Consider the following 21805-nt stretch of genomic DNA (forward strand, 5'->3'; position numbering starts at 1 on the left):
TAACGATTTAATTAGTTATAGTTTCCTCTAGTTTACATGACTACAATATGGTTAAACTAGAGGATTTTTTGCCAATTGAATTTGTTTTTATAAAGATAAAATAACTTTATGCGCATCCTCTATAAGCCGCTTACCTATATCCTCTTTTTTCTGCAATAAAGCCATAAATAAAAGATCTGTAACTGTGTGCTGAGCCGTTCTAGAAGAAATAGAAGAACTTCGCCACTCCTCCTCTTCTGCAATCGTGGTGAGATTATAGTCAGTAATTGACCTTAAAGGACTCTGATGTAATGAAGTAATACCGATGACTTTTGCTCCTCTTTTTTTCGCTAAGCTTGCAGCTGTTTTAATCTCATTTCGCTGCCCTGAATACGAGATAACAATTTGAACATCTTCATATGATAACGTCTGAGCAATAGTGAGCTGAGTATGCGGATCTATCTCACAAATCGCGGTACATCCAATTTTCAATAATTTACTGGCAAAGTCTTTAGCGACTAATCCTGACCCTCCAATCCCAACGATTTGAATATTTCTTGCTTCATTTAATATATTAACCACATTTTCTAAATCCATAATTTCAAGTGCATTAGAAGTTTCGATTACCGCATTATTTTTTTCTTGTAGTAATTTTTTTATGATATTAGGTAACCCATCATCTTTTGTAATCGTGTTATGTAACCTATTACTCTGTTGATTATTTGCTTCAAAACTATTTGTAATCGCTTTTTTTCTACCTAACTCTTGGCTAAGTGCTAACCGAAAAGCTACAAATCCTTTAAATCCAATTTTTTGAACAAATTTAACAATACTAGATTGACTTACTTGTGCTTGTTCCGCTAAATGTTGAGAAGAGCAGGAACTAATCACTTCAGAATTTGCCAAAATAAACTCGGCTATTTTTTTTTCATTTGGTGAAAATGATGATTGATTAAGGCTAATTTTAGTTAGGATTGACATATCTCTTCCTCTATTGTCAGTCAAGCTTATATTAAGAGAATTTATTACAGGATCAATTTTAAATGACACATTAATTTAATTTTTGACAAAAACTAGATAATTATAGATATTAGGTATACAATAATAACACAACTAAATCGTTAATGTCGTAATTTTGTTTTTAAATAGTGTAAACAGAATCAATTATTCCAAATGAGACATGAGACATAATTTTGACAAAAAATAATATAAATTAACGATTATGATTGATTTTCATTCTACATATATAAATAAATCAATTAATTCGCATGTTAAGTCACATTTTTTCAAAAAAATGGTATTTCTCAATTCACATATGAATAATTTATTCTATAATGTAATTATACTAATGAAGTATTATTCTTAATTAACACTCTACTGATTTAAATAGGAGTTAGAAATGGTTGTGGCACCAAAAATCGATTTACAGTCAATGATAACTGAGAGCAGAAACCCTTCCAGTTCAGATATTGATACCGTATCTACAGTTGAAATGCTGAAAATCATTAATGCTGAGGATAAGAAAGTCCCAATTGCTGTTGAAAAAATTCTTCCTGAAATTACCACTGTAGTCGATATTATTGTCGATCGTTTCAAACACGGTGGTCGATTAGTTTATATTGGAGCAGGAACTTCAGGCAGATTAGGGATTTTAGATGCCAGTGAGTGTCCACCCACTTATGGAACCTCCCCTGGCCAAGTAATTGCATTCATCGCAGGTGGTGAAAAAGCAATATTGCATGCTGTAGAAAATGCCGAAGATAAACCAGAGTTAGGAGTGCAAGATTTAAAAAGTATCGACTTTAATAAAAATGATGTCCTTATCGGAATTGCAGCAAGTGGCAGAACCCCTTACGTTAAAGGTGCCTTAGAATATGCAAATGAGCTTGGCGCTACAACAGCTTATCTTGGATGTAATCCAAAAGGTGAACTAGCTACAATTGCAAAAATAAATTTAGTACCGGTGGTAGGTCCAGAAGTCATTACAGGTTCATCACGAATGAAAGCGGGCACTGCTCAAAAACTCGTTTTAAATATGCTAACTACAGGTTCAATGATTAAATCTGGGAAAGTATATGGCAACTTGATGGTCGATGTTGAATCGACTAACGAAAAATTGGTTGCCAGACAGAAAAAAATCGTAATGGATGCAACTGAATGCTCATATGAAGTAGCTGAAAAAGCACTTAATGAAGCTGATGGCCATTGCAAAACCGCTATTGTTATGGTGCTTACTAACCAAGACGCAAATATAGCGCGTTCACTATTAGCCAAGCATAATGGATTTATAAGAGCTGCCATCGAAGAAGAATAATATTTGAGTTGATGTGATGTGTTGTTTCAATTTAGTTTGACATAGACTTATTGGATTGTTCATTTTATCCTTGATACAATGAACAATCCAATTTACAAATTAATTAAAAGGTAAGTTAAGTGAGCAATAAAGGATTTTTAGGAGTAGACATAGGCGGAACAGCCTCAAGATGGGTACTACTTAATGAAGAAGGCATAATTTTAGAAAGAGGCCAGGCTGCAGGCACAAGTGGTGTTATGCTAGCCTCAGGCAATGATGAGGCATTTTTAGCACCTTTAAAGCAAATTCAAGCCAAGCTTAACTTACCGATAGCATCTGTATGTATTGGAAGTACAGGTATCACCCCACCTGTATCTGTCAAAGCCAATAATATAGTGAGTTCACTGTTTAATCTAAATACCAGTTTAGTCTCAATAAATAATGATATGTATGTTGCTTACCTATCTTTATTTGGTTTTGGAGAAGGTCATTTAGTTTCAGCTGGGACAGGTTCAATTGGCTTACACTTAAGAAGTCAAAATGAAGTGATCCGAGTAGGTGGCAGAGGAATGCTGATTGACGATGCAGGTGCTGGAACTTGGATTGCCTTATCTGCATTAAAGCAAGTATGCAGACTGATGGATACTGATCCTGACTTTCTAAGTCACTCCATATTAAGTAAATGTATTTTAGATAAAATTGGCACTACTGATTGGGATGGCGTAAGCCGATTTGTATACGGACAAGATAGGGGGCAAATCGGAATTTTAGCTACCGCTGTCGCAGAGGCGGCAAATAGCAATGATAATTTGGCCATCGAAATTTTAGAAAAAGCTGCAGAGGAACTGTGCAGGCTTGCAACGTGCTTAATTCAACGCACTGAACTTCATCCGATTGCCTTTATCGGAGGAGTATTATCATTACACCCTCTGATTAAAGAAAGTATCAACACCAATATGAAAAAAAATCATCCAGGCTGCGAAATTGATTTCCCAAAACCAGATTTACCGCTTTGCGCTGCAAAATTAGCAATAAAACTATATAATACATAAGTAACGCGATGCTCGACTTTTAAAATACGAGATCTGCGATACCTAAAATAGGCATACCTTGTTCTTTATTGAATAGGGTGATAAGCTTGTGTGATAATATTTTCCTGCTGAGCCTATTAGTCATGTTCAGCATTGTTCTTGCAAGCGCCCTTTCAATATTTAACTTTTAAGCAAGTTGACAAATCGTGCTTTCAATGACTCTTCGTTTATCATTCCAAGAATCCCTAATTTTTTTGGGAAGTTTATCTCTCATATCACCAACTTGATTAACAACGAGATGCCCTTTATCGAGTAGAGCACAGGGGATTTCACCCATACCCTCTCACAGAGCTGTGACAATTTCTCATCTAGTTCAGATTGATAGAATTTATCGTAATAATAATTGATGATTCTTCTAATGTAAGGGTTGATTACCTTGGCTATGTTATCAGCCTTTTTTTAACATCGCTTGCCAATTTTTTCTACTTATTTGAAGGATTGTAATTGTTACTTTGAATTCTAGGGTAAATTTACTCATTTGGCTGTCCTTACTATGAGATAGTGTGATATGGAGGCCTGAGCTGACATTGTGCTTTACTGAGTTATGTTCACTTAGTGCTATTGCATTTATTTTATTGCGCTATCAAACTAATTTTACCGCTTTACAACAACCTAATTTAGAAGTAGAATTGTGCACCTTTTTTAAGTAGCGCATATGATATTTGAAGAGCGCGAAAAATATTTGTCATATAGAATTTTCAACAGCCCAAATAGGGCATAATTATTTAAACTCGAGGTGAAAGGCATATGCCAGTAATTAAAGTTCGTGAAAATGAGTCATTTGACGTTGCATTACGTCGTTTTAAACGTGCATGTGAAAAAGCAGGTATCTTAGCAGAAGTTCGTGCTCGTGAATTCTACGAAAAACCAACTACTATCCGTAAACGTGCTAAAGCATCAGCTGCAAAACGCCATGCTAAAAAACTAGCACGTGAAAATGCTCGCAGAACACGTCTATATTAATTCCTGTATATCTTTTATCAAAGCATTTTAGGTTATTTAGTTAACCACTCGCTCTGTTAAAACTTAACTGAACAATTAATACATCTAAACCGCAGTGGTTACACTGCGGTTTTGTTATTTATAAGGGGAAATTATGGGTGGCAGAATACCACGCGACTTCATCAATGATTTACTTGCGAGAGTAGATATTGTTGATGTAATTGATACACGCGTTAAATTAAAAAAACGTGGGAAAAATCATGTCGCTTGTTGTCCTTTTCACCAAGAAAAATCTCCTTCATTTAATGTCAATCAATCAAAACAATTCTTCCATTGCTTTGGCTGTGGGGAAAGCGGTAATGCAATAGATTTTTTGATGAAACACGATAGATTGGAATTCGTCGAAACTATCGAGGAATTAGCTGCTTCACAAGGTCTTGATGTGCCTTATGAAAACAGCACAGGAAACCACAGATTTGAAAGAGATAAACGCGTTAATCTACATGGTGCGATGTCAGAAATTGCACTCTTTTATCAATCAATGCTCCTTCAAAATATCGCTAAACCAGCAGTCAGTTATCTAAAAAGTAGAGGTCTTAGCAAATCAGTTGTAGAGGCTTTTGGTATTGGATATGCCCCTAAACATGCACTGATGAATCAATTTGGTAAAACAGCTGATGATAAAAAACGCCTTCTAGAAATGGGCATGCTTGGTGAAAATGATGATAAACGCACTTACGAACGTTTTCGTGATCGAATTATGTTCCCTATTAGAGATAAACGCGGTAGGGTAATCGGTTTTGGTGGCAGAATTATTGATAGTGGTACCCCTAAATATTTAAATTCACCAGAAACAGTCTTATTTCAAAAAAGTCGTCATCTATATGGTCTTTATGAAGTCTTTCAATATCATCCAGATCCAAAATATATTGTTGTAGTTGAGGGATATATGGATGTGGTGGCCTTAGCTCAGTTTGGTGTAAACTACGCTGTTGCAACCCTTGGTACAGCTACGTCAACTGAACATATCCAAATGCTATTCCGATCAGTTGATACGATTATATGTTGTTATGACGGTGACAGAGCTGGAAAAGACGCGGCGTGGCGTGCTTTGAATGCTGCTCTGCCCTTACTAGATGATGGTAAACAAATTCAATTTTCATTTTTACCCGATGGGGAAGATCCAGATTCCCTAATTCGTAAGATTGGTAAAGAAGCATTTGAAGAACTTCTTCTTAAATCTATGGGATATGACCATTTTTTATTTGAATCACTTAGCAAAGATATCGATTTATCCAATCAGCAAGGAAAAACTAAATTAAGCGCACTCGCCATTCCATTAATTAAAAGTGTACCTGGCGCAGCACATAAATTATTACTCAAAAATGCATTCGGCACGCGTATTGGCATGCTTGATGCAAGACAACTAGACCAACTGTTTAATGCTTATGCAGCAGTTGATATAAAAAATACGTCAAAGCAAGCTTCCCCTTTGAACACAGGCAGTGCTCGAACTCAATTAACACAAACAGGAACTCTAAAAAATAATGCTGCCCAGATAGCCAATCCGACTAAATTACATAATCATTTCATTAAAATATTATTTGGCACACTAATTCAAAACCCTTGGCTAGCAAAGCATGTACCTAGCACGGAAGGATTAGAAGAAAGCGTTTTTCCAGATCTTTTGCTATTTAAATTATTAATCTCTCTTTGCCACGCACACCCTGATTTAACAACGGGCCAATTAATTATGCTAGCAAGTGATAGTGAATTTATAGAAAAATATCCACAAACTCTTATTACGATAAAAAATTATGCAGCATGGGAACATGAAATAGATGATTCGCTTATTGAACAAACCTTTCTTGACTCACTTAGCAGCCTTTATGATTCCATGCTTAATCATAGATTAGAAACTTTAATTGCAAAAGAAAGAGTTGAAGGTAAATTAACAATAGAAGAGAGACAAGAATTTATAGCCTTAATGTTAGCACTCAAAAAAGACAAGTAATTAGCTTGATTTATATAAAATCGACCACATATTAACCAGGTCAGTTGATTCGCTCTTATATAAAATGAACTTAATGTGGATTGTAAATATAATTCAATACCAAAAAGTAGCATATATAAGTCATTACATAAATAGTTATGAATAGAATAAAAAGCAGATCGTCTGAAAATATGATATAATGATATTACCTATTTTACCAACGTAATTTGACTCTTAGCATGAGAATATAGTTTGTATAAACATGTTCGGAATTAAGTATTAACGATTAAAATTAAAAGCATTATTGAATAAGCTTTATCAAAATAACCCTCAATTTGGAAGTAGATAATTTATGGAAAACACACCACAGTCACAGCTCAAAATTCTTGTTACAAAAGGAAAAGAGCAAGGTTTTCTTACTTATGCTGAGGTCAACGATCATTTACCTGAAGATATTGTTGATTCAGATCAAATCGAAGATATCATCCAAATGATTAATGACATGGGGATTCAAGTACTTGAAAGTGCTCCCGATGCTGATGACCTCCTCCTAACAGCTCCACCTTTAGAAACAGATGAAGATGCGGTTGAAGCGGCGACACAAGTACTTTCAAGTGTTGAATCTGAAATTGGTAGAACAACTGATCCTGTTAGAATGTATATGCGTGAAATGGGTACAGTTGATCTATTAACGCGTGAAGGCGAAATTGCCATTGCAAAACGAATTGAAGATGGGATAAACGAAGTACAATCCGCAGTTTCTGAGTATCCAGAAGCAATTTCTTATCTACTTGAACAATATGAACTCGTTGAAGCTGACGAAGTTCGCCTTTCAGATCTAATTGTTGCTTTCATTGATCCTAATGCTGCTGAAGATGAACTTGCTGAAGAAGCCCTCGCTCTCGATGATGATGATAACGAGTCAGTGAATGTCCCTGAAATTGAAGAACCAGAAGACGATGAAGCTGAGACTGAGTCAGCTGATACCGATAATTCAATTGACCCAGAAGTTGCTAGAGAAAAATTCCAGTCTCTTAGAAAACAATATGAAATCACACTAGCGATGATCAAAAAACATGGGCGTTCTCATGCTAAGTCAGTTGCTGAAATCAATAACTTGTCAGAAATTTTCAAGCAATTTAGACTAGTTCCTAAACAATTTGATTATTTAGTTGCAAGCATGCGTGGTTTAATGGATGCTATTAGAGAACAAGAGCGCCTAATTGCTAAGCTTTGTGTTGAATATTGTAAAATGCCAAAGAAAAACTTTATGGCTTATTTTGTTGGAAAAGAAACCACAATGAGTTGGTTTGACAAAGCATGCGGATTGAAAAAGCCTTATGCTGAAAAACTCCCTGAAGTAAGAAATGAAGTTGAAAATGCAGTTAAAAGTTTAGCTCAAATTGAAATTGATACTGGACTTACCATTGAGCAAGCCAAAGATATTAATAAACGTATGTCTCTTGGTGAAGCTAAAGCGCGTCTAGCAAAAAAAGAAATGATCGAAGCTAACTTAAGGCTTGTAATCTCAATTGCTAAAAAATATACAAATCGTGGCCTTCAATTTTTAGACTTGATACAAGAAGGTAATATTGGGCTAATGAAAGCTGTTGATAAGTTTGAATATAGACGGGGTTATAAATTCTCAACCTACGCAACTTGGTGGATAAGACAAGCAATTACAAGATCAATTGCAGATCAAGCAAGAACGATACGCATCCCTGTTCATATGATAGAAACAATCAATAAGCTTAATCGAATTTCACGTCAGATGCTACAAGAGATGGGACGCGAGGCCACGCCTGAAGAACTATCTGAACGCATGGGAATGCCTGAAGATAAAATTCGAAAAGTATTAAAAATTGCTAAAGAACCAATTTCTATAGAAACACCTGTTGGTGATGACGATGATTCGCATTTAGGTGATTTTATCGAGGATACAACACTCGAATTACCAATCGAATCAGCAACTATGGAAAGCCTTAAAAATGCAACGCAAGAGATTCTTGCTGGCTTGACTGGCCGCGAGGCTAAAGTTTTACGCATGCGTTTTGGTATTGATATGAATACCGATCATACCCTTGAGGAAGTTGGGAAACAATTTGATGTAACACGTGAACGTATTCGCCAAATTGAAGCTAAAGCTCTTAGAAAATTACGTCATCCTAGTCGTTCTGATGTACTAAGAAGCTTCCTAGACGAATAATGCATTAAAATGCCTAAAAATACGGCAGATGAACACTTGATCTCTAGATTTTAAGTAAGATTACGTTTATAATCTGCCGCGTTTTAAGGTTACACTATTATTAAGGCCCCATAGCTCAGTTGGTTAGAGCGTCCGACTCATAATCGGCAGGTCGCAGGTTCAAGTCCTGCTGGGGCCACCATAACGCCCCCCTTCATTAATTATTTAAAGTCCTAAAAGTTATATATTACCCAAACCACTCTACTATGTTCTCTAGCTCTCTAGATATGCTATAATTACTCTATTTATTTCATTCTAAAGGAGAACTAATATGACTACCGCTCATATAAATGCACAGCCAGGTGATTTCGCAGATATAGTCCTCATGCCAGGCGATCCACTTCGGGCAAAGTATATTGCAGAAACCTATTTTACCGATGTGAAAGAAGTTACTAATATTCGTGGCATGCTTGGCTTTACAGGTTTTTATAAAGGAAGAAGAATTTCTGCCATGGGTCATGGGATGGGAATTCCTTCATGCTCTATCTATGCGAAAGAATTAATTACTGAATATGGTGTTCAAAAAATTATCAGAGTAGGATCTTGCGGCGCGGTTAGCACAAAAATAAAAGTAAGAGATGTCATTATTGGATTAGGCGCGTCTACAGATTCGAAGGTAAATAGAACTAGGTTCAATCAACATGATTTTGCGGCGATAGCCGATTTTGAACTAGTTAAAAATGCTGTAGATGCTGCTAAAGCAAGAAATATTCCTGTCCATGTAGGAAATATCTTTTCAGCTGATTTATTTTACAATCCAGACGTTAGTATGTTTGATGTTATGGAAAAATATGGGATTCTAGGTGTCGAAATGGAGGCAGCAGGGATCTATGGTGTAGCAGCGGAATTTGGAGCAAAAGCGATGACGATATTAACTGTATCTGATCATATTAGGACCAACGAGCAAACTACACCAGAAGAACGCCAGACTACATTTAATGAAATGATTGAAATTGCGCTAGAATCAGTATTACTAGGCGATTAAACTAACGGGCAGTGGTATTCTAACCTCGTATGAAGTACCACTGTTAGTATATTTTACGATTAAATGTATATAACACATTCATTTTTAGACCTTAATGTAAATTAAAGTATCAACTTCAGCCTAATAAAGTTAGAATGGGACATAGAATAATGATACTAAAAAGGAATAGCCATTGCCCCGCTTAATAAGGAAATGAGCACAATTGAAAAAATGAACATTTTTTTTGCTGCCTGCTGTTCATCTTGAGACAGAACTACACCCTGTCCTACTACCTCATCACTCGTTTCTTGACTTGTCACGCCTTTAGATTTTAATAATTTGTAAGCAAGATAACACCAATATATACCTAAAACTAGCGAAGAAGCCGTAAATATAACTCTTTTAGGTTCAACAAGGCCCAATGCTACGCTTAAAATCAAAAAAAGAATGCAATAAATAAGTGAATCACGCTTTGCACGCTTAACGCCCTTTACATGGGGCAGAACTGGTATATTAGCATTGGCATAGTCTGAATAGCGATTGAGTGCTATAGCAAATGCGTGTGGCATTTGCCAAATGCTGAACATCAGCAAAATTAACAAAGCACTGATATCTAAACGATTGATGACAGCAACATAACCGATCATAGGAGGGATAGCACCAGAGAAGCTACCAACGAATGTACCATGTATTGAATGTCTTTTAAAATAAAGACTATACAATCCAACATAGATAATCAAGCCGGATAAACCCAATACACTACTTAGTGGATTTATATAAAAGAATAACAAAAAAAGCCCTGCTAAAGAGAGAAGTAAGCTATAAATTAATCCATTTTGAAAGCTCACTTCACCTGTTACGCTTGCCCTATTTTTAGTTCGCTGCATTAAAGCATCAATATCTCTATCGATTAGGTTATTAGCAACACACCCACCAGCTATAATTAATGCGACGCCAAGATTAGTGATTATGAATGACACAATATCAAACGCCCCCCTAGTTGCCAGTAAATAACCACCTGTAACGGCAATTAAGTTTCCAAAAATTATGCCAGGCTTAGTGAGTTGTATGTATGCTTTTAACATTATTTAATTGCTTTTTCCCAAAATCGCGATGTTAGATGGACTAAAACTATAGCGTGCACATCCCTATTTTTACGCTTATTTAAAATAATAGGCTGCAATATTATTGCAGCCTATTATTAGATTAATCTAGTCAAACATAATAGTTTTATTACAGCAAACTAGAAGTAAGTTAGATTAAAGTTAAGTTTTAGCTCAACATCATATTTTCATGCTGGCCAAATAATACCCAAATTGACCCAACAACTATAATTCCTATAACAATAATTGTATAAATCATTGATATAAAATTCCAGCGTTGTTCTTTTGATGTATTAATATGTAAGAAATACATGATATGGACAACCATTTGTATCGCCGCACACACTGCTACAATAGTAATCTTAGTTGATGAAACCATATTTGGCATATTCATTACAACATAAAAAGGTATTGCAGTCAGTATAACAGCTAATACGAATCCTATCACATAGGATTTCATGGTTCCATGGTAATGCGCTGCATGAGATTCGTGTCCACTCATTATATCACCCCCATCAAATAAACAAATGTAAAAACACCAATCCAGATAACATCAAGGAAATGCCAAAATAAGCTTAAGCACATCAATCTAGTTGAGTTTGTTTCTGTTACGCCGCGTCTTGAAATTTGAATCAGCATGATGATGATCCAAATGAGCCCAGCAGTAACGTGAATACCATGCGTGCCAACTAAAGCAAAAAAAGCCGATAAGAAAGCACTGCGATCTGGCCCCCACCCATTATGAATTAGATGATTAAATTCATATAACTCAATTGCGAGGAATCCTGCACCTAATAAAAATGTAACAACTAACCAAAACTTGATTCCGTTACTATTTCCGACTTTCATTGCAAGCATAGCAAAACCAAAGGTAATACTACTAAGTAGTAAAAGCCCTGTTTCAGCCAAAACTAAGTTTAAATCAAAAATATCTTTAGGGCCAGGACCGCCTGCTGTACCAACCATCAATACAGCATAAGTTGCAAATAAAGAAGCAAAAATCAAGCAATCGCTCATCAAGTAAATCCAAAACCCTAGTACTTTTGTTCCTTGGGTATCATGATGATGTTCGTCATGACTATGTACGTCACTATTATTTAAGTTTATTGCGCTACTTGTCATATTTCACTCCTGCTTTATCTAGCTCTGCATAGTGTGCATTTTCAATTTTTTCGATTTCATCGACTTGGACATAATAATCAATATCTTCATCAAAACTTTTAATAATCCAAACTAAGATAGAACCAACAAAGCCAAATAAAGCTAGCCACCAAATTTCCCAAATCAATGCAAAGCCCATAAACAATAGCATCAGACTTATCCAAATACCAGCAGCGGTATTTTTAGGCATATGAATAGGTGAATATGATTTTGGTTTCTTATATAAAGTGCCTTTTTGCTTCATCTCATATACAGCGTCTCTATCTGATACGACAGGGACAGTCGCAAAGTTATAAAATGGAGGTGGAGATGAAGTTGCCCACTCAAGTGTACGGCCATCCCATGGGTCACCAGTAACATCTCTTAGTTTGTCTCTATTTTTAATACTGACTAAGATTTGAATAACTTGGCTTGCTATACCACATGCAATAATAATTGCCCCAATCGCAGCAACAACTAATAGATTATGATACTCAGGATCTATACCTTGACTCAAACGACGAGTCATTCCTTTGAATCCTAAAATATACAAAGGCATAAAGGCTACATAGAAACCAATAAACCAACACCAGAATGCTGCTTTGCCCCAAAATGGTTCGAGTTTAAAGCCCATTGCTTTAGGGAACCAATATGTAAAGCCAGCAATACAACCAAACACAACTGCACCTATAATCGTATTATGGAAATGAGCGATTAAGAATAAACTATTATGAAGCACTGGGTTTGCTGCGGATACTGAAAGAAGTACCCCTGTCATTCCACCTAATGTAAAGGTTACAAGAAAACCAATTGTCCATAACATTGGGACTTGCATTTCAACACGACCTTTGTACATGGTAAATAACCAATTGAATATCTTAACACCTGTAGGTATAGAGATAATCATTGTTGCAACACCAAAGAAAGCGTTTACATTAGCAGTACTTCCCATTGTGAAGAAGTGATGTAGCCAAACGATAAATGATAATATTGTGATAGCAACCGTTGCCCAAACTAGAGAAGTATAGCCAAATAAACGCTTACGTGAGAAAGTAGCTGTTACTTCTGAGAATATACCAAATACAGGTAACACTAAAATGTAAACTTCAGGGTGTCCCCAAATCCAAATTAAGTTCACATACATCATCATATTACCACCCATATCATTTGTGAAGAAATGGGTATTTAAATAACGATCAAGTGTTAATAATGCAATAGTTGCAGTTAAAACAGGGAAAGATATGATAATTAAAATATTTGCACAAAGTGATGTCCATGTAAATACAGGCATCTTCATCAGCGTAATGCCAGGTGCACGCATTTTAATAATTGTAGCAAAGAAGTTAACACCAGTTAGAAGGGTTCCTAGACCTGAAATTTGTAAACTCCATATCCAATAATCTACCCCAGTACCTGGACTGTAATCTTTTAATGACAATGGAGGATATGCTAACCATCCAGTTTGTGCAAATTCGCCAACCCCTAATGAGATATTTATCAAAATCACACCAACCACAAACAACCAGAAACTTAAGTTATTTAGGAATGGAAAAGCCACGTCACGCGCACCTATTTGTAATGGCACAATGATATTCATCAAGCCAACAATAAATGGCATAGCCATAAAAAAGATCATAATTACACCATGAGCGGTGAATATTTGATCATAATGGTGGGCATTGAGATAACCTGCTTCACCTGCCGATGAAAGTACTTGTTGTCCACGCATTAATAAGGCATCGGCAAAACCTCTAAATAGCATAATAAAAGCAACAATAATATACATGATACCAAGACGTTTATGGTCAACAGATGTAAACCAATCACGCCATAACCAACCCCATAATTTGAAGTAGGTTAATAATCCCACCACAATCGCACCTAAAACACCAACTGCAAGCAGCGTTACGATAATAATAGGCTCATGTAATGGGATATCACTAAGGGATAATTTTCCAAACATATATAGTTCCTCTAAACCTGATCAGTGAGCAGTTGTATGCGATGTATTACTTTCATCTGCAACATGTGTATTATGCTCATCAGTTAAATGAGACTCGTGTGAAGAAGCATTTGCACCATGTGCACCATGAGCACCACCAAACATATCACCTGAGATGCGCGTTACAATTGCCCTGAATAAATCAGTTTTAACATTATTAAAATATAAAACCGGACTATTATCTTTTACTTTGGCGATTTCGTCATAAGCTTCCATTGTGTCTAAAGGTTTACCTGTAGCACGAACTGTTTCAACCCAAGCATTAAATTCATTTTCAGGTTTAGCAATTGTATTAAATTTCATGCCAGAGAATCCATGTCCACTATAGCTTGCAGAAATACCTTTAAATATACCAGGTTCGTCTGCAATTAAATTTAATTTCGTCTGCATACCTGCCATAACATATATTTGTCCACCTAACTGAGGAACAAAGAAAGAGTTCATGACCGTTTCAGAGGTTAATCTAAATTCAACTGGTCTATCAACAGGAATAGCAAGTTCATTTATTGATGCAACGCCCTGCTCTGGATAAATAAATAACCATTTCCAATCTAAAGAAACGACCTCAACAATTAAAGGTGTTTTTTCATGCTCAATTGGTTTATAAGGATGTAAGCTATGAGCTGTTTTCCAAGTTATAGTTCCTAAAATGACAATAATAATTAAAGGAATCATCCAAACTACAAATTCAATTTTATTTGAGTGTTCCCAATCAGGTTTATACTCATTTTTCGTATTTGAAGCCCGGTATTTCCAAGCAAAAAAGACCGATAGAAAAATAGCTGGAATAACAACAATCAGCATTAAGCCTACTGCTGTATAGATCAAATCACGTTGTTGTACACCTATATTCCCTTTCGAGTTTATAAGCGCAGCATCTTCACAGCCTGTTAAAGCAAACAATGATGCGATTAACGTGAAAAAACCTATCATTTTGAAACAGGTTTTATAACGGTTTAATAAATTCATTGAAGAACCTCTGACATAATTAGATTAATGGAGTTTTCAAAGCACTGCACATTCTATTCTATTACAATCCGTAAAGTAAATCTGTGGAAAGAAATGTTGTGATATCTGTTGTATATTTAATAAAATAGGATCAACATAAATACAAAAAAGATACAATAAATTAACTTAAATTTAACATTTAGAGTTTTAAGCACCTCCAGGTTGATTTATGTCAAAAAAACTTAGGCGCTTGGCTAAATATTAAATTACTTTTTTCATAGAATGTTAATACTATGCTAAAACAACTCTCAACTTTTTCAAAAAGCAATTATCTTGCCCTAATAAAGTTAGAAACACTTGTATCTTGAGACATTTCTGCAACAATATTCGTCAAAACGGTATTCAAAACTTCTTCAATTTTTGCATTTGATGCTGTTAACGGTCCTTCAACATTATAACTTGAACGATATGTTTTACTTTGTTGCATTCCACTAACTGATCCTGCAACAATAGTGATTTCAGCAGAAGCGTTAATCAGATGCCTAAAATTACCTTCTTTTACATCTGCATTTAATTTATTCAAAATTATCTGTACATTAATTGGTGCGTTCCCGCCAACCGCATAGCCTCTTGCAATCATTTGTTTTTCTAGAATTTCTTGTAATAAGAATCGGACATCACGATTAGGCATCAGATTTTCTAACTGGCCATTACGTTCTATCGTTGCTAATACTGGGTTATCACGCTTATCATAGCTAACAATATTAATCGATACAGCACTGACAGATAAATCTTGATTTGGTACAACAATTTCTGGTGCGAGAACAAGTGTGTTACTTGGTGGGGCAATACATCCTGTTATACCAAATGCACTGAATAATGCCATGCTGATTAATAACTTTTTTTGTAGTTGCTGAAAAGAGTTTTTTTTAGCCATAGGGTAATTCCATTTTATTTTCAATATTTTAAAATTATTCTTAAAACCCACAATAAATATGGATTCAGCAGTGTTAAATTAGCCAGTTATCAATCTGACTTATCTGCCTACATTGTACCACTCAGCTGTTAACAATCAAAACAGATCGGCGAATAAAGTTTACGCCCTTATATCCACGCCCAATTGAGCGAGGATATAAAGACGTTTTGCTGAAGAAATAGTTCAACTTTTACTGGGTGATGGTGTTGATGGCGTTGGAACTAGATCTCTTACGCAGGCAACATTAAAAAGTGATGTTACATTTGTAAATACCCTATATTCGAAACCATTTGTTTCAACAGGGGGGTAAGAAGTAGTTCCTGTAGATATAAAAACTGGACGTCCATAACCACCTACCCTATTTCTTCCTCCATAAGCTCTATCTTGAGCAACACTTTGCTCAGTAGACCAGTAGTTACCGCTTTCCCATCCATTTACATATTTAGTGACATCTCCCCATTCATTGTACAAAGAGCCGTTAACAGTTCTATTTGAATTAACAGGGAGCATATTTTTGGTTATGTCATTATCTATGAATTGTGACCAATGGGCGGGGCTTTGACGCTCAAAATCACCACCTGGAAAAACATTCTTTGCACCAGCGTGAAATTCCCCTATAGATGGTAACCTATAACTGCTACCTTGAGTTTTACAGAATATATCTGGATTATTTGCTGCAGTTTTTTGTTGTATCTCATTTCCTATCCCACCTGACAAATAAGGTGGTGCTGGGGTATCAGGCCAAAATTCATTTGGCATAGTCAATGAATAGCCGTAGGTTTTAGGGGATGCTGTGAGCGAAAATGACAATAAAATAGATATCAGTGCTAAAGCACTAATTAGTAGGTAATAATTGGGCTTAGTTGCGGTGTTGCGGTGTTTGATTTTAACATTTAAATCTCCACTAAGTCAATGAAAAAAAAGGATAATGCCAGATTATTTATCTCAGCACATTACAATTAAATAGCCTTACACATTAACATACTTTAACATTTTTTAATAAATAATCAATTCTATTTCCATCATTTTATATTTTACATGATTAACTGGAATTCTCGACTTTTACAATTTAGTCCATTTTTATACAGCAAAAACAAGAAAGCATTTAATCACGATAAAATAGATCAAAATTAATGTCCAAAACAGAAACAATTAAAATGTCAATTGTTTAATAATAAAAGAATAAGATTCTTAAAAAGTCGAGCATCACGTTAATTTACCATGATCAATTCTGATTATCGTTAATAAGTTGCTAATCCCAAACGAAGTGATTAAGCTAGAAGCTATCATTAAAACAATTTATTGCTTACACAAGCTAACCATTAACCTATTTGTACATTTACATAGACTATGTTAAGGACTATTATGGATATTCAATCAATTATCGAATCTAAACTTACTGCGTTAAGTCCCTTATTATTTGAAGTCACGAATGAAAGCCATAATCATAGTGTCCCTAAAAATTCAGAGACACATTTTAAGGTTGTCGTTGTTTCAAATGAGTTTAAAAATACCATGTTGATTGGCCGCCATAGGAAAATTTATGCTCTTTTAGCTGATCTTATGCAAAACCCAATTCATGCGCTTGCCTTGCATACTTTTACGCCAGAGGAGTGGGATAAATTAGATGATAAATCCCTGGTCTCTCCAAAATGTCTGGGTGGCAGTAAATCAGATTAGAAGGCTGGGCTCCAGACTATTACTATATCCTTGAGTACCTCATAGGCATTAGAACTTATATTTACCCTACAAGGCTTACTAACTGTCCAAGTCGAGTAATTTATTAATATGCTCGACGCATGTTAGATAACGATGATCGTGATCATAAAGTCCAACATTCACAAATTCAATTCCATTTCGATTTAATATGTCCGTAATCATCTTTTGCGTATCGGTTCTTACAGGCTGTTTTTTATCTTTCTCTTTAGTTTGCTCATTTCCTATCAATAAAACCAGATCGAATCGGTATTTTTCCAGCATCGCCTGTATAAAACTATGTTCTTTACCAATGTGCTTTTTGCATTGAGCTTGTAGGGTAACAAAATCCGTATCAATAAAAGCGACTCGATTTGCATATTTAACCGCAAAATCAATATATTGAGCATGACCTAAGGCTATCTTATCATAATCTGAATGTTGAAGTGCTTTTTCATCGTTGCCTAGATTTGAAAATAAGTATTCCTTATAATATTGCCAAGCACTTGTTGTATTAAAGGTATTAGCAAGCTTATTGACTAGGGTTGATTTTCCTGTCTGCTCTGCACCAATAACAGCAACTGTACGAACAAAAAAAGGTTTTACTTCAGTTGGAATATATTCCCAATATTTAAAAGGGTTCAATCTGATACGCTCACCGCTAATCGGCATAAATTGTCTATCAGGATCGATAAGATGGGTTTGTGCATTAAATAGTTCTTTATACTTTTGGGCATCTCCTCGTTCACTAGAGTAGATAAAATCAGGAATAATGGCCTGTTCATTTAAAAATTCCTTGACCTTTTCACTCCAACCTTGCCAACCATTAGGATAAGGTTCAATACCTATCTCATTGAATAAATGTATTTTGATATTTTGTTGGTATTTGAATGTTTGTAATAACCATCTGAGCCTATCACTGACTGTTGGTTGTTTTGACATTTTACTTTCATCAAATAATTTCTTATCTCTTGGTTCATCATGACATAAAATAATATGTAATTTATCTACCTGACTTGCCGCTCGTTGAATTAAATACACGTGGCCTGTATGCAATGGGTAAAATTTACCAAATATAACACCTTCATTTTGTTTATGTTTTGGAAAATCTATTTTTAAAAACTTATGCAAGTTTTGAAGTTTTTGAGCACTTGGCTCTTCAACCTTTCCATTAATAAGCTGGCTTAAATACCCTTTACTGATCCCACATGCACTAGCAACTTTTTGTAGAGTATATCCTTTAGCTTTAATTGCCTGCTTCAAATATAAGAATTTCATTAGCCATTTTCCATTTATTGGTTCAAGGGACAATTGTGCGTATAAACTTGCTAAGTACGAATAGCTATTATTTTAAAGCAAAAAGCGCTGCAATCCAATGGATCACAGCGCCTTTCCTAGGTAGTGATTATCAATTTTAACAGCAAAATATCAAGTCACCATCATACCTTCCATCTTACGAGCTAAATTGCTTACGCGTGAAAGAAGATTTTTCTCCCCGATTTGATCGTGAAGATGCACCTCTATCTGAACCACGCCTATCAGAATGACCTGATGGTTTGTTAAAGCTACGTCTATCATCACCACCTGGACGTCCACCTCGACCACCAGCTCTTTCAGGTTCAGCTGCACCAACAAATTGCATATTAAGCGGCTTATTTAAAATCCTAGTTTTAGTAAAATGACCTAATAGGTCACCCGGCATACCTCTAGGTAATTCAATAGTAGAATGAGATGCAAACAACTTGATATTACCGATATAACGGCTACTGATATCACCCTCATTTGCAATTGCACCTACAATATGTCTCACTTCGACACCATCATCTCGGCCTATTTCAATACGATAGAGATCCATTTCACCAACTTGGCGACGTTCTTTACGTGGCTTATCACCTTCGAATTGGCGAGATTGACCATCTCTGTCCCTACCTCTACCCTCAAAACGACCTTCAGAGCGTTTATCAAACTCTCTTGAAGGTTTAGAACGCGTGACAGGATCTGGTTTAATGATTAATGGTCTTGAAACTTGAGACATTTTAAGCAATGCAGCGGCTAAACTTTCAATGTCTACACCTTCAGGCTGAATTTTGCTAATTAAAGCTTGGTATTTTGTCAAATCATGACTCTCAAGTTCTTTCTTAACTTTTTCAGCAAATGATGTAATTCTATGTTGAGCTAACACTTCAGCAGTAGGTAATTGCACTTCTGGAATAACAATACGCATAGTTCTTTCAATATTTTTGAGTAAACGGTATTCACGGTTATCCACAAATAATAATGCACGACCTGTACGACCAGCACGTCCTGTACGGCCTATTCTATGAACATAAGATTCAGCATCTTGTGTAATGTCATAGTTTACAACTAAGCTAATACGCTCAACATCTAATCCACGCGCTGCAACGTCCGTAGCAACTAAAATATCAAGACGACCATCTTTTAATCTATCTAGTGTTTGCTCTCTTAAAGATTGATTCATGTCACCGTTTAGCGCAGCTGCATTGTAACCACCTTTTTCAAGTGCTTCTGTTACTTCTAGAGTCGCTGATTTTGTTCTGACGAAAATAATTGCTGCATCAAATTCTTCCACTTCTAAAAAGCGAATTAATGCATCATTTTTTCTTACGCCAGTTACACGCCAAAAGCTTTGGCTGATATCAGGGCGTGTACTATTACTTGCCTTAATACTCACTTCTTCAGGATTATTCATAAATCTGCGAGTAATACGGCGAATTGCATCAGGCATAGTTGCAGAGAATAGAGCAGTTTGATGTTCGCTTGGGATTTTACTCATGATGGTTTCAACATCATCAATAAATCCCATTCTTAGCATTTCATCTGCTTCATCCAGCACTAAACCTTTGATTGAATTTAATTTTAATGTACCACGTTCAAGATGATCCAGTAGGCGTCCTGGCGTACCCACAACAATTTGAGGTCCTTGTTTTAAGGATTTTAATTGGCCTTCGTAACGTTGACCACCATAAAGCGCTAACACGTTTACATTTTTCATGTATTTAGTAAATGTTTCACATGCCTCTGCCACTTGAATGGCAAGCTCACGTGTTGGAGCAAGGACTAAAATTTGTGGTGCTTTAAGTGATACATCTAGATTTTGTAATAATGGCAAAGAAAAGGCTGCAGTTTTACCACTTCCCGTTTGTGCTATCCCTAATACATCTTTACCTTTAAGTAAATGTGGCATGCAGGCAGCTTGAATGGGAGAGGGTTTCTCATATCCTAAATCTTTTAGTGAGGATAATATTTCTGGCATAAGGCCAAGAGATGCAAATGTCATTGTTTCAGCAGATGCTTTATCCGGTGTTGAATTCATTTCTGATTCGTTTGAACTAACTTGTTTTATATTTGTTGTCATTTTCTAACTCTTTTGTAGGGTAACATTACGAATGAGTCAGTCCAACAAAATTGCAAAAAGCATATAAGTTTCATTAAATTGCGTGACCAACTCGAAATTATTTCACACAAAAGCACACACCATCCAAAGATGATATCTCTCTTATGTAAAAGTTCTATAGTGAGTTTGATTCGGCTAGGTCTTCTTGAAGTTGGGCTAATAAAGCCAACTCTAATAGTGCATATCGATGTTCAACAAAATTGTGTACATTGTTTGCAACCGCTTTTTTAAACAGCGGCACAGCACTATTTACATCTCCTAAATTTAGATAATATTTCCCTAAATAAAAATAACTTTCGGTCAAATACTCTGCAAAAGTTATGTTATCTAAGGTTTGACTTTCTAAACGATGCATTAACTCTTTTTGAGATATATTGCCAAGATAAAACTCAACAATATTCCATCCCCAATAATCTCGTTCTGTAGCTTCATTAAAACGATCTTGTAGTGATTTTTTCGCAGATCTCTCATCCTTTTGACGCTCAGCTAGATATAGCCAAAGCGTTCTATAAGGATCATTTTTATCTTCCTGATAAAAAGCGAGTAAATCTTCTTGAGCCAGTGCAAAGCGTCCACCATAGTATAAAGCTATACCACGATTCAAACGCGCGTAGGTGTAGGTAGAATCCAGTTCTAATACAGAATCAAACGCTTCATAAGCCGCATCAAAATCTCCGGCTTGCGTTAAGTATATTCCAAGATAATTATAAATTTCCGGAATATCAGGCCGTATCATTAAAGCTTGGGTAAAATCATTGCGTGCCAAGGCACGTAATCCCAAGCTATCATATAAGACGCCTCGCTCATATAATAGTTGTGCTCGCTCATCATCTACAAGTACACCTGTAGCAAGAATTTGTTCCATTCTTGCGAGCATAACCTCTTGTTGCAAAGTTGATTGCAAAGGTACTGCCATAAGCATGTCATCATTATTTGCATGTGTTCCTGCACAGCCACTTATTAAAATAGCACTGATTAGAGAAGATACACGCAAACATGTTTTTACTGACATTAGTTCA

General features: G+C 35.7%; 18 protein-coding genes, 1 tRNA gene and 1 pseudogene. 8 read left to right on the forward strand and 12 right to left on the reverse strand.

Annotated features, from left to right (window positions below; all coding sequences use genetic code 11):
* Window positions 1-87: 87 nt before the first annotated feature.
* Window positions 88-960, reverse strand: a complete 873-nt coding sequence (locus BMW37_RS09710) for an SIS domain-containing protein (RefSeq protein ID WP_093320326.1) — start codon at window positions 958-960, stop codon at window positions 88-90.
* A gap of 418 nt (window positions 961-1378) precedes the next feature.
* Here BMW37_RS09710 and murQ point away from each other — a divergent pair, with 418 nt between their 5' ends.
* Entirely contained in the window at window positions 1379-2293 is a 915-nt protein-coding gene (murQ, locus tag BMW37_RS09715) for an N-acetylmuramic acid 6-phosphate etherase (RefSeq protein ID WP_093320328.1), read from the forward strand.
* A 119-nt stretch (window positions 2294-2412) separates the two neighbouring features.
* On the forward strand, window positions 2413-3324 hold the full coding sequence (locus tag BMW37_RS09720) for an N-acetylglucosamine kinase (RefSeq protein ID WP_093320331.1): 912 nt from the start codon (window positions 2413-2415) through the stop codon (window positions 3322-3324).
* 19 nt (window positions 3325-3343) lie between these two features.
* Here the strand turns inward: BMW37_RS09720 and BMW37_RS15985 are convergent.
* Window positions 3344-3580: pseudogene (locus BMW37_RS15985) on the reverse strand (IS982 family transposase); the annotation flags it as partial.
* Between the two features lie 530 nt (window positions 3581-4110).
* On the opposite strand from BMW37_RS15985, the gene rpsU reads away from it, so the two are divergent.
* The 5 genes from rpsU (at window position 4111) to deoD (ending at window position 9528) form a co-directional block, all read left to right on the forward strand.
* Window positions 4111-4326: a 30S ribosomal protein S21 gene (gene rpsU / locus BMW37_RS09725; RefSeq protein WP_093320333.1), complete on the forward strand. Its 216-nt coding sequence runs from the start codon at window positions 4111-4113 to the stop codon at window positions 4324-4326.
* A 133-nt stretch (window positions 4327-4459) separates the two neighbouring features.
* Window positions 4460-6319 (forward strand): DNA primase, encoded by a 1860-nt coding sequence (gene dnaG / locus BMW37_RS09730; RefSeq protein WP_093320336.1) that lies wholly within the window; start codon window positions 4460-4462, stop codon window positions 6317-6319.
* A gap of 331 nt (window positions 6320-6650) precedes the next feature.
* On the forward strand, window positions 6651-8504 hold the full coding sequence (gene rpoD / locus BMW37_RS09735; protein WP_093320339.1) for an RNA polymerase sigma factor RpoD: 1854 nt from the start codon (window positions 6651-6653) through the stop codon (window positions 8502-8504).
* Between the two features lie 104 nt (window positions 8505-8608).
* Window positions 8609-8685: transfer RNA gene (locus tag BMW37_RS09740), tRNA-Ile, on the forward strand.
* Window positions 8686-8814: 129 nt separating this feature from the next.
* A complete protein-coding gene (gene deoD, locus BMW37_RS09745) occupies window positions 8815-9528 on the forward strand; it encodes a purine-nucleoside phosphorylase (RefSeq protein WP_093320341.1) in 714 nt (237 codons plus the stop codon).
* Window positions 9529-9683: 155 nt separating this feature from the next.
* On the opposite strand, the gene cyoE is transcribed toward deoD, so the two are convergent.
* The 7 genes from cyoE to BMW37_RS09780 all read right to left on the reverse strand — a co-directional run bounded on the left by cyoE (window position 9684) and on the right by BMW37_RS09780 (window position 16435).
* Window positions 9684-10592 (reverse strand): heme o synthase, encoded by a 909-nt coding sequence (cyoE, locus tag BMW37_RS09750; protein ID WP_218139510.1) that lies wholly within the window; start codon window positions 10590-10592, stop codon window positions 9684-9686.
* A gap of 187 nt (window positions 10593-10779) precedes the next feature.
* The gene (cyoD, locus tag BMW37_RS09755) at window positions 10780-11112 is read right to left on the reverse strand and encodes a cytochrome o ubiquinol oxidase subunit IV (protein WP_093320346.1); all 333 of its coding nucleotides are present in this window, start codon (window positions 11110-11112) and stop codon (window positions 10780-10782) included.
* The gene (gene cyoC, locus BMW37_RS09760) at window positions 11112-11732 is read right to left on the reverse strand and encodes a cytochrome o ubiquinol oxidase subunit III (protein ID WP_093320349.1); all 621 of its coding nucleotides are present in this window, start codon (window positions 11730-11732) and stop codon (window positions 11112-11114) included. The genes cyoD and cyoC overlap by 1 nt, the downstream gene beginning before the upstream one ends.
* Entirely contained in the window at window positions 11722-13713 is a 1992-nt protein-coding gene (gene cyoB / locus BMW37_RS09765; RefSeq protein WP_093320352.1) for a cytochrome o ubiquinol oxidase subunit I, read from the reverse strand. Before cyoB ends, cyoC begins: the two co-directional genes overlap by 11 nt.
* 21 nt (window positions 13714-13734) lie before the next feature.
* Complete coding sequence (gene cyoA / locus BMW37_RS09770; RefSeq protein ID WP_093320353.1) at window positions 13735-14721, reverse strand: ubiquinol oxidase subunit II; 987 nt, start codon at window positions 14719-14721, stop codon at window positions 13735-13737.
* 307 nt (window positions 14722-15028) lie between these two features.
* The gene (locus BMW37_RS09775; protein WP_093320356.1) at window positions 15029-15637 is read right to left on the reverse strand and encodes a YajG family lipoprotein; all 609 of its coding nucleotides are present in this window, start codon (window positions 15635-15637) and stop codon (window positions 15029-15031) included.
* Window positions 15638-15859: 222 nt separating this feature from the next.
* Complete coding sequence (locus tag BMW37_RS09780; protein WP_093320359.1) at window positions 15860-16435, reverse strand: hypothetical protein; 576 nt, start codon at window positions 16433-16435, stop codon at window positions 15860-15862.
* A 606-nt stretch (window positions 16436-17041) separates the two neighbouring features.
* Here BMW37_RS09780 and BMW37_RS09785 point away from each other — a divergent pair.
* Window positions 17042-17356, forward strand: a complete 315-nt coding sequence (locus BMW37_RS09785) for a BolA family protein (protein ID WP_093320363.1) — start codon at window positions 17042-17044, stop codon at window positions 17354-17356.
* A 78-nt stretch (window positions 17357-17434) separates the two neighbouring features.
* Here the strand turns inward: BMW37_RS09785 and nadR are convergent, their stop codons facing one another.
* The 3 genes from nadR to nlpI all read right to left on the reverse strand — a co-directional run bounded on the left by nadR (window position 17435) and on the right by nlpI (window position 21798).
* Window positions 17435-18649, reverse strand: a complete 1215-nt coding sequence (gene nadR, locus BMW37_RS09790) for a multifunctional transcriptional regulator/nicotinamide-nucleotide adenylyltransferase/ribosylnicotinamide kinase NadR (RefSeq protein WP_093320365.1) — start codon at window positions 18647-18649, stop codon at window positions 17435-17437.
* Window positions 18650-18824: 175 nt separating this feature from the next.
* Complete coding sequence (locus BMW37_RS09795; RefSeq protein WP_425441785.1) at window positions 18825-20669, reverse strand: DEAD/DEAH family ATP-dependent RNA helicase; 1845 nt, start codon at window positions 20667-20669, stop codon at window positions 18825-18827.
* 232 nt (window positions 20670-20901) lie between these two features.
* Entirely contained in the window at window positions 20902-21798 is an 897-nt protein-coding gene (gene nlpI / locus BMW37_RS09800; RefSeq protein ID WP_093320368.1) for a lipoprotein NlpI, read from the reverse strand.
* Window positions 21799-21805: the final 7 nt, after the last annotated feature.

It is taken from the genome of Thorsellia anophelis DSM 18579 (assembly GCF_900111395.1).
Taxonomy (GTDB): Bacteria; Pseudomonadota; Gammaproteobacteria; order Enterobacterales; family Thorselliaceae; genus Thorsellia; species Thorsellia anophelis.

Coding starts and splice junctions, on each gene's coding strand:
- BMW37_RS09775 (WP_093320356.1), bottom strand. CDS start 15,637: ATGGCTAAAAAAAACTCTTTTCAGCAACTACAAAAAAAGTTATTAATC.
- deoD (WP_093320341.1), top strand. CDS start 8,815: ATGACTACCGCTCATATAAATGCACAGCCAGGTGATTTCGCAGATATA.
- BMW37_RS09795 (WP_425441785.1), bottom strand. CDS start 20,669: ATGACATTTGCATCTCTTGGCCTTATGCCAGAAATATTATCCTCACTA.
- BMW37_RS09710 (WP_093320326.1), bottom strand. CDS start 960: ATGTCAATCCTAACTAAAATTAGCCTTAATCAATCATCATTTTCACCA.
- murQ (WP_093320328.1), top strand. CDS start 1,379: ATGGTTGTGGCACCAAAAATCGATTTACAGTCAATGATAACTGAGAGC.
- cyoB (WP_093320352.1), bottom strand. CDS start 13,713: ATGTTTGGAAAATTATCCCTTAGTGATATCCCATTACATGAGCCTATT.
- cyoD (WP_093320346.1), bottom strand. CDS start 11,112: ATGAGTGGACACGAATCTCATGCAGCGCATTACCATGGAACCATGAAA.
- rpoD (WP_093320339.1), top strand. CDS start 6,651: ATGGAAAACACACCACAGTCACAGCTCAAAATTCTTGTTACAAAAGGA.
- cyoC (WP_093320349.1), bottom strand. CDS start 11,732: ATGACAAGTAGCGCAATAAACTTAAATAATAGTGACGTACATAGTCAT.
- BMW37_RS09780 (WP_093320359.1), bottom strand. CDS start 16,435: ATGCCAAATGAATTTTGGCCTGATACCCCAGCACCACCTTATTTGTCA.
- nadR (WP_093320365.1), bottom strand. CDS start 18,649: ATGAAATTCTTATATTTGAAGCAGGCAATTAAAGCTAAAGGATATACT.
- dnaG (WP_093320336.1), top strand. CDS start 4,460: ATGGGTGGCAGAATACCACGCGACTTCATCAATGATTTACTTGCGAGA.
- nlpI (WP_093320368.1), bottom strand. CDS start 21,798: ATGTCAGTAAAAACATGTTTGCGTGTATCTTCTCTAATCAGTGCTATT.
- rpsU (WP_093320333.1), top strand. CDS start 4,111: ATGCCAGTAATTAAAGTTCGTGAAAATGAGTCATTTGACGTTGCATTA.
- cyoA (WP_093320353.1), bottom strand. CDS start 14,721: ATGAATTTATTAAACCGTTATAAAACCTGTTTCAAAATGATAGGTTTT.
- BMW37_RS09785 (WP_093320363.1), top strand. CDS start 17,042: ATGGATATTCAATCAATTATCGAATCTAAACTTACTGCGTTAAGTCCC.
- cyoE (WP_218139510.1), bottom strand. CDS start 10,592: ATGTTAAAAGCATACATACAACTCACTAAGCCTGGCATAATTTTTGGA.